9 protein-coding genes are annotated in these 10426 nt (G+C 70.8%); 5 read left to right on the forward strand and 4 right to left on the reverse strand.

Features of this window, described 5'->3' with window-relative positions; translation table 11 throughout:
• Nucleotides 1-342 precede the first annotated feature (342 nt).
• The 3 genes from D7X55_RS27810 to D7X55_RS27820 are packed head-to-tail and all read left to right on the forward strand — an operon-like array spanning nucleotide 343 to nucleotide 3957.
• Nucleotides 343-2244, forward strand: a complete 1902-nt coding sequence (locus tag D7X55_RS27810; RefSeq protein WP_121724627.1) for a serine/threonine-protein kinase — start codon at nucleotides 343-345, stop codon at nucleotides 2242-2244.
• 55 nt (nucleotides 2245-2299) lie between these two features.
• The gene (locus D7X55_RS27815) at nucleotides 2300-3121 is read left to right on the forward strand and encodes a hypothetical protein (RefSeq protein ID WP_121724628.1); all 822 of its coding nucleotides are present in this window, start codon (nucleotides 2300-2302) and stop codon (nucleotides 3119-3121) included.
• An 11-nt stretch (nucleotides 3122-3132) separates the two neighbouring features.
• Complete coding sequence (locus D7X55_RS27820) at nucleotides 3133-3957, forward strand: hypothetical protein (RefSeq protein WP_120551238.1); 825 nt, start codon at nucleotides 3133-3135, stop codon at nucleotides 3955-3957.
• A 13-nt stretch (nucleotides 3958-3970) separates the two neighbouring features.
• Here D7X55_RS27820 and D7X55_RS27825 read toward each other — a convergent pair whose 3' ends face one another.
• Both D7X55_RS27825 and D7X55_RS27830 read right to left on the reverse strand, forming a co-directional pair.
• Entirely contained in the window at nucleotides 3971-4936 is a 966-nt protein-coding gene (locus D7X55_RS27825; RefSeq protein ID WP_121724629.1) for a 3-oxoacyl-[acyl-carrier-protein] synthase III C-terminal domain-containing protein, read from the reverse strand.
• A 5-nt stretch (nucleotides 4937-4941) separates the two neighbouring features.
• Complete coding sequence (locus D7X55_RS27830; RefSeq protein ID WP_121724630.1) at nucleotides 4942-6858, reverse strand: thiamine pyrophosphate-binding protein; 1917 nt, start codon at nucleotides 6856-6858, stop codon at nucleotides 4942-4944.
• Between the two features lie 394 nt (nucleotides 6859-7252).
• On the opposite strand from D7X55_RS27830, the gene D7X55_RS27835 reads away from it, so the two are divergent.
• A complete protein-coding gene (locus D7X55_RS27835) occupies nucleotides 7253-7666 on the forward strand; it encodes a hypothetical protein (protein ID WP_121724631.1) in 414 nt (137 codons plus the stop codon).
• Between the two features lie 124 nt (nucleotides 7667-7790).
• Complete coding sequence (locus D7X55_RS27840) at nucleotides 7791-9548, forward strand: tetratricopeptide repeat protein (protein WP_147468347.1); 1758 nt, start codon at nucleotides 7791-7793, stop codon at nucleotides 9546-9548.
• 4 nt (nucleotides 9549-9552) lie between these two features.
• On the opposite strand, the gene D7X55_RS27845 is transcribed toward D7X55_RS27840, so the two are convergent.
• Entirely contained in the window at nucleotides 9553-10131 is a 579-nt protein-coding gene (locus D7X55_RS27845; RefSeq protein WP_121724633.1) for a GNAT family N-acetyltransferase, read from the reverse strand.
• An 85-nt stretch (nucleotides 10132-10216) separates the two neighbouring features.
• A partial coding sequence (locus D7X55_RS27850) for an ABC transporter permease (protein WP_147470229.1) occupies nucleotides 10217-10426 on the reverse strand: 210 nt, incomplete at its 5' end.

The raw sequence follows: 10426 nt of genomic DNA on the forward strand, positions 1-10426 counted from the left end.
GGCCAGTCGCGTCAGGCCAGCGGTGGTGGCAACGGCCAGGCGCAGCGCAGCGGGGGCCAGGGCCGTTCGCAGCAGCCCCGGCCCGCGGTGGCCTCACCGGCGGCGGGGCCGAGCTCGCCTCCGCCCCGGCGCACGATGTCCAAGTGGGGCTGAGAAGCACCCCTTCCGGTTCATGAAGTCCAAGGCGCCCGGGTCCTCTCACGAGGGTCCGGGCGTTCGACTGTCCGGGGTATGGGACGCAGGGGTCGGGCTCGCCCCCTGCCGGGTGGGGCGTGGTAGCGTGCCGTCCGTGTTTCACGGCGGTGCATCGCACCCCTTTGTCATCAGGACACGCCCTCTGACATGACGCGCTCGGCTGACGGTGAGCTGCACATCGATTCGGTCCTCCGGAATACCTACAAAGTCGTCTCCGTGTTGGGGCGGGGCGGCATGGGGTCGGTGTTCCTGGCCCAGCACCTGCGGCTTCCGGGCAAGCACGTCGCGGTGAAGGTGCTGCGGGTGGGGGACCACGTGGGGCCGGACCTCCACGTGCGCTTCCGGCGCGAGGCGGAGATCGCCTCCCGGCTGGGGCACCCGAACATCGTGGAGGTGCTGGACTTCGACACGCTGGAGGACGGCAGTCCGTTCCTGGTGCTGGAGTACCTGCGCGGAGAGAGCCTGGCGGACCGGCTGCGGCGCGGGCGGCTGTCATTGGAGGAGGTGTTCTCCTTCACGCGGCAGATGGGGAGCGCGCTGCAGACGGCCCACCGCGCGGGCGTCGTGCACCGCGACCTGAAGCCCGCGAACATCTTCCTGGTGCCCACGGACTCCGGCGGCGTGGTGGGCGAGCGGGTGAAGCTGCTCGACTTCGGCATCTCCAAGGTCATGTCGTCGGAGACGCTCCAGACGCAGGAGGCGGTGCTCATCGGCACGCCGCAGTACATGTCGCCGGAGCAGGCGCAGGGGCAGAACAGCCGCATCGACGCGAGGACGGACCTGTTCGCGCTGGGCGGCATCGTGTTCGAGATGATCTCCGGGATGACGCCATTTGGAGGCGGGTCGCTGGCGCAGATCATCTACCGCGTGGTGCACGAGCCGCCGGTGTCGCTGACCACGCTGATGCCGGACCTGCCGCCGAACGTTCCGAAGGCGGTGGCCCGGGCGTTGGAGAAGAACCCGGATCACCGTCATCCGGACGTCGCGTCGTTCATCGCGGAGCTCACGGGCACGGCGCTCCAGTCGCTGCCGGAGACCGAGGAGCAGATCGCGGCCCGGACCTTCAATCGCGCGAAGCGTCCGTCGGGGGTCGCCCTGCCCTCCGTGGCGCCGAGCGACGAGGACGCGATGGGCGCGACGATGGCGCCGGCGAACAAGGGGCCCGGGACGGGGCGCTTTGGCGCGGATGCGTTGTCCGCGTCGGATGACATCGGCTTCGACGCGACGGTGGCGCCACGAGCGGGCGGCACGGTCCCCTTCGGTCAGCAGCCGCAGGTGTCGGGCGGCACGATGGGTTTCGGCGCCACGCAGCTGCCCGGCAGCGGCACGGGGAGCTCCGGCGTGGCCCTGCCCGTGCCCGGGAATGTCCCCGCGCAGTCACCGGGAAGCATGGGCGGACAGCAGATCGCACCGGTGAGCGTGGCGGGTCAGCCGGGGATGCCAGGGACCTTGCCGGTGCCCGCCCCGGTCCCGCCGAAGTCACGCGTGCTTCCCATCGCGGGGGCCGCCGCGCTGATCGCCGGTGCCGTGGGGCTCGGGTGGTGGCTGCGGCCTCCGCCGCCGGTCGCGCCTCCGCCCGTTGTCGCGAACTCAGCCCCAGCTCGCGTTCCCCCGGCCCAGGATCCTCCGCCCGTGGTCGCGCCCACGACGGTCACGCCGCCGCCCACCGTTGCGCGGAATGATCCGCCAGTGAACGTCGATGCCCAGGTGCAGCAGACCAAGGGTCCAGGCAAGACGAACACCCGGCCGGGCGGCAAGACGCAGTCTCCGCGCATCCCCCTGGAGCCCACGGACACCGTCGCGCTCAACGACCTGAAGGAAGCCCGCGCCGCGGCCGCGCGGAAAGACGTGGACGCCGCGGTCCGTTCAGCCCAGCGCAGCTACGCGGCCCAGGACAACCTGGCCGCGCACCACCTGGCCATCAAGCTCCGGTGTCAGACCGGAGACATCGTGAACGCCCCGCCCGAGGCACGTAAGATCCGGCCTTCCGAGCTGACACCGCAGATCATCGCCGAATGTCAGAAGCACGAGATTGAATTGCCGCATTGAGCGAACACCGCCCGTGCCGCACGACCGCGGCAGGGTTGAGGGGGAAGTACCCAACATGAAATGCATCGTCGCCGTGGCCGTGCTGGCCACCCTCCTGGGCACCCTGCCCGCCCTTGCCGCCCCGCCCGCGCCCGTGGAGGCCGGCAAGGTGTTCGTCGGCCCGCAGGGGGAACAGGTCGCCGTCGTTCCCGTCACGCCCCGCGATCAGAAGAAGTTCCTCCTGCGCATCCAGGGCACCGGCTCCGTGCTGGACAACCTGGTGCTCCCCTACACCCTGAAGGACTGGAGCAGCCCCAGCACGCTGCGCCACAACTACACGACCCAGTGGCACGGCAAGGACTACTCGCCGTTCATCATCGTGGGCAAGAACGCGGAGCTGCACTTCCCCGGCGGCCCCGGCAACGGCATCGCGGTCCAGTACGACGAGGCCCGCTCCCAGAAGCTCAAGCCGGAGGAGGTCTACGCCCAGCACCAGCAGCAGACCCAGAGCGGTCAGCTCGCGAAGCTGATGGCCTTCGACCGCAAGGCGGAAGAAACCATCCATGACACCGCCTACGCCGAAGCGATCCAGGCGCTGAACACCAGCTGCGGCACCTCCGTGGCGGGCGCCATCGACTGGACCACCGTCACCGAGCCCTTCCTCAAGGCCCAGAAGATCTCCCGCTACTGCGTCTTCCCCCTCACCGCGCTCAAGTCCCTGTGCGACGTCTCCGAGGAGGCCCGCACCACCGTGAAGGCCCGCGTCCAGCAGATGGACTGCCGCTTCGGCGCCGCGCTGGAGCCCGCCCTGCAGGGAAGCCGCTTCGTGTGGACCACCACCCCGGAGGCGTCCAACCAGGAGAAGGCCGCCACCCGCTACTTCAAGAAGAACCTCTAGGCCCGCGCACCATGCTCTTCCAACGCATCCTTCCCGTGGCCGTGCTCCTCTCCACCACTCCCGCCGCCGCCGTCGAACCGCCGTGGGGCAAGGCGGAGAACCTGGGCCAGCGCATGCTCCTGGAGGCCTCCGCCGTCTGCACCGACGGCAAGGGCCACTACGTCGTCTCCGTGCCCCGCGAGGACACGGACGAACTGGACGATCAGCTCTACTACGGCGACGGCAAGTCCCTGGTGGCGGTGCCGCGCCCCCGCAGCCGGAACCTGAACGCCACCACCTTCCAGGACCCGCGCTTCTTCAACCCCAACGGCACCGCCGACTACGACGGCGTGGACCTGCGCGTGCACTCGCAGCTGACCGTGGACATGAAGGAGCGCACCTGCTCCCTGCGCTGCGGCGAGCGCAAGGTGACGCTGGACATGCTCCCCACCGCGCAGTCCAAGGAACTGCTGCGCAAGGCCACCTACGCGCCCAACCCGCAGAAGTTCGCGCCCCACGCGCTGCTGCGCGACTCGGCGGGCACGTACTACTACGTGGACAAGGGCTTCACGCCCGCGGAGTCCCGCAACTTCCGCGTGTTCATCGGGCCCCGGGGTGACCTGAAGCCCCAGAAGATGACCAACGTGGTGGCGGACTCCGAGGGGGAGATCTTCACCACCAAGAAGGGTCAGCTGCGGCTCGTCATCGACCGCGCGCAGAAGCCCATGTGGATCGAGAAGGCGCACAAGGAGGTGGAGCTGCGCAACGTCCCCGTGGAGCAGAACCTGCCCCTCATCTACAACGAGCTGGGCGTCTACACGGGCATCCGCCTGGGCACGCCCTGCGACGATCAGTAGCCCGCGGCTTTCGTCAGACGCGCACCAGCAACGCCATCTGGTGCGCGCCGATGCCCAGGCCCACCATCACCAGGTACTTCGTGCGCAGCTCCCGGTGGAACCGGGCCAGCGTCACCGGCATGGACGCGTGCACCATGTTCCCGTAGTCCTCGAAGGTGTCCAGGTACTCGCGCGGGCGGATCTCCTGCGCCCAGTGGTCCATCAGCTTGCGCGTGGCCTGGTGCGAGATGAGCGTCACGTCCTCGCGCGAGATGCCGTGCTTCGCGAGCAGCCGCGCCACCAGCCGGGGCGGCCCGTTCATCCCGGAGTTCAGGAACGCCTTCACGCCCGACGTGGGCGCGATGCCATAGGTTGGATACGCAAGCCCGGACTCCGGCCGCGCGCCCATCATCATCGCGCCGTACTCGTCGCTGAAGGTGTCCGCGCCCCAGTCCACCAGCGTGAGCCGGTCCCCGGCGCCCACCACCACCGCGCCCGCGCCGTCACCGATGCCAATGGCGTGGCCCTGCGTGTAGTCCACGTTGCGCGTCCACGCGGAGCCCACCGCCACCAGCGCGTGCTGGATGCTGCCCGCGCGCAGGGCCTCCCAGGCCAGCACCACGCCCATGAGGAAGTTGGCGAAGTCCGCCTGCACCGGCACCACCAGCGTGCCCTGTGACAGGCCCAGCTCCCGGTGCACCGCGTACAGCGCGTTCGGCGCGATGAACTCCGACACCGACACATAGCCGTACAGCCGCTCCACGTCGGACGCCTTCAGCCCGGCGTCCAGGAGCGCGGCGGCGCCCGCCTTCGCGGTGAGCGCGGCCAGGGACTCACCGGGCCCCAGCACCCGGCGCTCGCGGTTGCCGTAGAAGAGCGCGTGCTCACCGCCGCATCCGGCGGCGCGGCGCAGGGGCTCGAACAGCGGGTCGTCGTTGCCGCGAACCTGCTCGGGGAGGGCGGCACCGACTCCCAGGAGCGCGAAGGTCGCGGCGGTCATCGGTGCTACTTCCCGTCCGACGCCACCGCGGCGAAGCGGTCGCCGTACGGCGGGACCTCGCGGTAGTCGATGTGCGCGACGATGACCTGCGGCTGGCCCGTCTCATTGGCGCGGCGCAGGACCTCCGGAAGGAGCGCGTCCAGCTGGCCGGGGCCGTTCACCGTGTAGGCGCGCGCGCCCAGCGACTCGGAGAAGGCCTTCAGGTCCGGGTTGCCCAGGCCGTAGTAGTCGTCCTCCAGCGGCACGGTGCGGTCCTGCACGTGCTCGCCGTGGTTCACCATGCCCAGGAAGTTGTCGTTGAGGACGATGGTCACCGTGCCCACCTTGTAGCGCGACGCGGTGATCATCTCCGTGCCGTTCATCAGGAACGCGCCGTCGCCGACGATGGCCACCGCGGAGCGGTCCGGCCGGCCCACCTTGCCGCCAATGACGGCGCCGCAGGACCAGCCCATGGACGACAGGCCGCACGGGTAGAAGATGCGCGCGGGGGGCGTGATGTGCAGCAGGTGCGCCGTCCAACCCGTGCAGTTGCCCATGTCGATGTACAGGTCCATGTCCGGGCTCAGGTGCTTGTCGAGCTCCGCCATCAGGTCCTGCGGCTTCACCGAGTCCTGGGCCTGCGGGGTGCGCACGACGGGCGCGGGCTCCGTCAGCGCCATCACCTGCGCCCAGCGCTCCTGCACGCGCGCGCCGCTGGACGGGCCAATCATCTGCCCCAGCTCCGCCAGGCCCGTCATCACCGAGCCCACGTCCGCCACGATGGGCAGCCGCACCGGCAGGAACTGGCCGATGTTGGAGGCGTTCACGTCCACCTGGATGACGTGGTGCACCGCCTGGAAGTAGCGGTGGAAGCTGCGGGAGGCCCACTCACCCAGGCGGCTGCCCAGCACGAGCATCACGTCCACGCCGTCGCGCAGGTACGCCTCGGCGCGCTTGCTGCCGGCCAGGCCCAGCACCCCCAGGGACAGCGCCTCGCGCTCGGAGAACAGCCCCTTGCCGCGCATGCTGGTGGCCACCGGGATGCCGTGCTGGGTGACGAACGCGGTGAACGTCTCGGCGTGCTCCGCCATCGCCTCGCGCGCGCCAGCGCCCAGGAAGATGAGCGGGCGGCGCGCGGTGCGCAGCAGCGTGAAGGCGGCGCGCAGGTCCTCGAAGGGCGCCGTCGCCGGACGCGCGCGGAAGGCGCCGCGCGTGGTGGGGACGGACGCGCGGTGGATGGGCTGGCGCGCGATGTTGGCCGGCACGCTCAGGTGCGCGGCGCCGCCGGGCAGGCCCTGCGCGGTGCGCATCGAACGCGCCAGCAGCCGCTGGAAGCTCTGCGCGTCCGGCACGCCCGTGGAGCTGGCGCACGCCTGGCGGAACATCTCCACCGTGTTCACGCCGTGGGTGCTGCTGCTCTCCTGGATGGCCATCAGGCCCACGCGGTCCGTGGCGATGTTGCCGCTGATGGCCAGGAGGGGCACGCCGTCCAGGTGCGCGGAGGCCACGCCCGTCAGGGCGTTGGTGGCACCCGGGCCCGCCGTCACCATGCACACGCCCAGCTTGCCGGTGGCGCGCGCGTAGCCGTCCGCCATGAACGCCGCGCCACCCTCGTGCGACGCGATGATGAAGCGCATGGACTTGTGCTTGCGCAGCGCCTGCTGGAACGGGGCGATGTTGCCGCCCGGGACGCCGAACACCGCGTCCACCTCTTCGGCCTCCAGGTGCGCGATCACGCAGTCCGCGACGGTGATGTCCTCCACCGTCTTGAAGCCCCGCGCATTCACGTCCCCGTACATCGGGATCGGATCGCCGTGACGAGCCTCCAGCGCGTTCACCTTCCCCGCGGCCGGAGTCTCGTGCCGGAGCGCCTCGACGGGCACCTCATTCCGCAGGGTGTTCGACGCGACCGACTGGAGCTCAGCGAGCGAGGAGTTGGACATTGAAGGACGTCTCCAAGGCCCCGGAACCCGTGAGGCCCGGCGCTGCCGCGCCGGCTCGTTGCCACCGAGTCCGGGGGGACCTCGATGCGTGTGGCAGTTTTGCGGGGGTGCTGGAAAAATGCATCCCCTAAATAGCTGGGAAGCGAGCGAGTGTGAAGTAAAAAGAGTGGAAAGTTCGCCTGACGCTGGATTCTTACACTTCGCGCTGGGTTAGCACGTTTACCCAGGGACGTCTTCATCTTCACGGGGAGAACAGGCGCCGGGCGCGCGTACGGAGATGCAGCCAGAGTGGATCCACCGTAGGCCCGAGTGGAGTAGGCTCACGCCTGCGCTGCCATCCGGCCGGGGTCGCACGGCGACGGCGCGTGCACCACATAAACAACGTGGGGGTTACATGGCTGAGAATCTGCGAACGGAGTACGGCTTCCGGCTCAATGCGCCGGGCTACATCACCCCTACCGAGGCCAAGGCCTGGTTCGAGGACCTTCGCGCCAAGGTGGCGATCAAGCGTGGGCGGCCCTTCGGCCTGATGGTGGACATCCGCGGCCAGAAGGCGAACCCGCCGGAGACCCAGGAGATCATCAAGCAGGCGATGGGCTGGCTCCGGCAGAACGGCATGGTGCGCTCGGCGGTGGTGCTCGACAGCACCGTGGCGCGCCTGATGATGGTGCGCATGGCCAAGCAGAGCGGCGTGTACGAGTGGGAGCGCTACATCGACGCGTCGAAGGACACGGATTGGGAGCACAAGGCCATCGACTGGATCACCAACGCGACGGAGCCCTCGAAGGAAGAGGACGCCGCGGCCTGATGTGAGTCCCCTGGGTGATGGCGGTGGATGCCTCCTTCGGGTCGAGGCCCACCGCCTCCCCTGCCCCATCGCGGGCACGGTTCCCCTCGCTACCTCCCAGGTCCTGTCCGTGATTCCCGGGTCCATGCGGACGCCAGGCTGGGTCCGGGCGGCCCTGCTCCTCATCGCTGGATGGCTGGGGCCGAGCTGCGCCGCTCCGTCACCCACGCGTGACGACGCGCGAGCGGCGGCGGTGTCCTCCCCTGCTCCGGCCTCGAGGTCCCTGCGCGTGCGTGTGTACGCGGACGCGGACCACCGTGCGCGGAGCCTCCATTGGGAGCGCGACGTCGAGGCGTGGCTCCAGCGCGCGGGCGAGGCGGTGCGCGAGCCCCTGGGCATCACGTTCGAGCTGGAGTCCGCGCGGGCGTGGGACCGGCGCGGCCCGGACGGTCCGCTGGAGCCGGTGCTGGAGACACTGGAGGCCGTGGACGCGGGCGAGGACGTGGACCTCGTCGTGGGTCTGGTGGCGGCGCCGGCGTCCTTCAGCGGCGCACAGCATGAGCTGGGCTTCGCGCGCGTGCTGGGGCGTCACTGCATCCTGCGAGGCCTGAGCGGGGAGCTGCCGGTGGTGGCGCGGCAGCGGTTGGAGGTGGCGGTCCTGCTGCACGAGTGGGCCCACACGTTGGGCGCGATGCACGTGCGCGACGGACGGGGCTGGATGGCGCCGAAGTACGACGCGGGCCAGCGGGGGTTCGATGCGCGGACGCTCGGGTTGCTGAGCGTGGGGCTGCGGCACCTGCCGGCCGCGCGCGTCGAGTTGGAAGCGCAGAAGGCCTGGGCCCGGGAGCTGCGCGGGGTGGTGGAGGCCTTGAAGGGTCCGGCGTGGGCGGGCCCCGAGCGGGACTTCCTCCTCGAGTGGACGGAGCGGGTGCGCGCCTCCAGTGGAGTGCTGGGACCGGAGGGCACGCCCCGCTCGCTGACACCGCACGAGCGGCAGCGGCTGGCGGAGGTCATCGCCCTGGAGAAGGCGGGCCGGCCGGAGGTGGCCGCGGAGGCGCTGGAGCCGCTGGCCGTGCGGCATCCCCAGGATGAGCGCGTGCAGTTGCTGGCGTGTTACCTCGCCGTGCACCTCACGCCTGGGGCGGACGCCACGCGTGAGCGCTGCGAGCAGGCCATCGCGCGGTTTCCGCGGGAGCCCTCGCTGCGCATGAACGTCGCGCTGCTCCACCTGCACGCGGGCCGCTTCGACGAGGCCCGGGACAGCCTGGTGACGGCACGCGCGAACCTGGAGGCGCGCACGGACGTGGAGCCCGCGCAGTGGGCGGGCCTCGCGGGCCTCTTCCTGCGGGCCCACTGCGTGACGTGGGCGGAGCAGACCGCGGCCCGGGCTCCGGCGCTGGCGGCCTCCGCGTCGGTGCTGGAGCAGGCGGCCCGGTTGCGAAGACAGGTGGCGCTGCCCTCCGGGCCCGGCGTGGATCCCGCGCGTGAAGCGGTGCTGGTGCGCGCGGTGTCCGACGTCGAGGCGCTGCTGCATGCCGGCTCCCCGGCGCCCGCGCGTGAGCGCATCACCTCGCTGGCGAAGGCGTTCCCGGAGCATCCGTCCGTCACGCTCCTGCAATGCGAGCTGCACCTCTTCCAGGGGCGCCTGGGCTCCGCGCGCACCGCGTGCGAACGGGTGCTCGCGCTCCAGGAGGATGCGGTGCAGGCCCACCTGCTGCTCGGCGTGCTGGCGACGAACACGCGGGCGCATGCGCGTGCACGCAAGCACCTGGAGCGGGTCATCGCCCTGGAGCCCTCACGCACGGAGGCGTGGCACCTGCTCGCCCGCGAGTACCGGGGCACGCGGCAGCTGAAGACGCTCCAGGTCCGCTACCGCGAACAGTTCGCGCGCGACCTGCCGTGAGGCCCTATGCGGCCACGGAGGCGCGCCACGCGTCCTCGAGCAGCGCCAGCAGGAAGAGGTCGTTGAACCCTCCCCCGTTCCCGTCGGCCTGGTAGCCGCGCAGCACGCCCTCCTGCTGGAAGCCCGCGCGCGTCAGCGCCTTGTACGACGCGCTGTTGCGCACGTTCACCAGTCCCTCGATGCGGTGCAGGTTCAGCTGCTCGAAGCCGAAGCGGATGAGCGCGGGCAGGACGCCCGTCATCACGCGCTGGCCCCACAGCTCGCGCCCCACCATGTAGCCTACCTCCGCGCGCCGGTCCTTCTGGCTCCAGTTGAAGAGGGTCAGGTAGCCCACGGGCGTCGGGGCCTCTTCGCGCGACAGCACCCACCGGATGCCCTTGCCCTGGCGCATCGCCTCCAGGTCGCCGGTCAGCTTCTGGTGCAGCGTCTCCCGGGACACGGGCACCGTGAAGTTGAGGCTCCGCGCCACGTCCGGGTGCGAGTACAGCGCGATGACCCCGTCCAGGTCCTCGGGGGTGAAGAGGCGCACCCGGTACGGCGCGGGGACGACGGGCAGCGGCAGCGTTTCGTAGGACATGGTCATGCGGAGCAGGCCCCCTGCGGTAGGGACGGGAGCACCCTACCGGCTCCAGCGCCATCACCGCCATGGCGCTGACGTGCGCACGCCCCTACTCCGCGCGCATCGCCTCCACCGGATCCAGCCGCGCCGCGCGCGACGCCGGGTAGATGCCGAAGATGAGCCCCACGCCGCAGCTCATCCCCAGGGACAGCGCCACGGCCCACATGGGCACGCTCATGGGGAACAGCAGCACCCACTTGCCCAGGAAGACGAACCCGAAGCCCAGCCCCAGTCCCAGCACCCCGCCCACGAGCGACAG

The organism is Corallococcus sp. AB049A (assembly GCF_003668885.1).
Taxonomy (GTDB): Bacteria; Myxococcota; Myxococcia; order Myxococcales; family Myxococcaceae; genus Corallococcus; species Corallococcus interemptor.

Coding starts and splice junctions, on each gene's coding strand:
- D7X55_RS27810 (WP_121724627.1), top strand. CDS start 343: ATGACGCGCTCGGCTGACGGTGAGCTGCACATCGATTCGGTCCTCCGG.
- D7X55_RS27835 (WP_121724631.1), top strand. CDS start 7,253: ATGGCTGAGAATCTGCGAACGGAGTACGGCTTCCGGCTCAATGCGCCG.
- D7X55_RS27815 (WP_121724628.1), top strand. CDS start 2,300: ATGAAATGCATCGTCGCCGTGGCCGTGCTGGCCACCCTCCTGGGCACC.
- D7X55_RS27845 (WP_121724633.1), bottom strand. CDS start 10,131: ATGACCATGTCCTACGAAACGCTGCCGCTGCCCGTCGTCCCCGCGCCG.
- D7X55_RS27825 (WP_121724629.1), bottom strand. CDS start 4,936: ATGACCGCCGCGACCTTCGCGCTCCTGGGAGTCGGTGCCGCCCTCCCC.
- D7X55_RS27840 (WP_147468347.1), top strand. CDS start 7,791: ATGCGGACGCCAGGCTGGGTCCGGGCGGCCCTGCTCCTCATCGCTGGA.
- D7X55_RS27830 (WP_121724630.1), bottom strand. CDS start 6,858: ATGTCCAACTCCTCGCTCGCTGAGCTCCAGTCGGTCGCGTCGAACACC.
- D7X55_RS27820 (WP_120551238.1), top strand. CDS start 3,133: ATGCTCTTCCAACGCATCCTTCCCGTGGCCGTGCTCCTCTCCACCACT.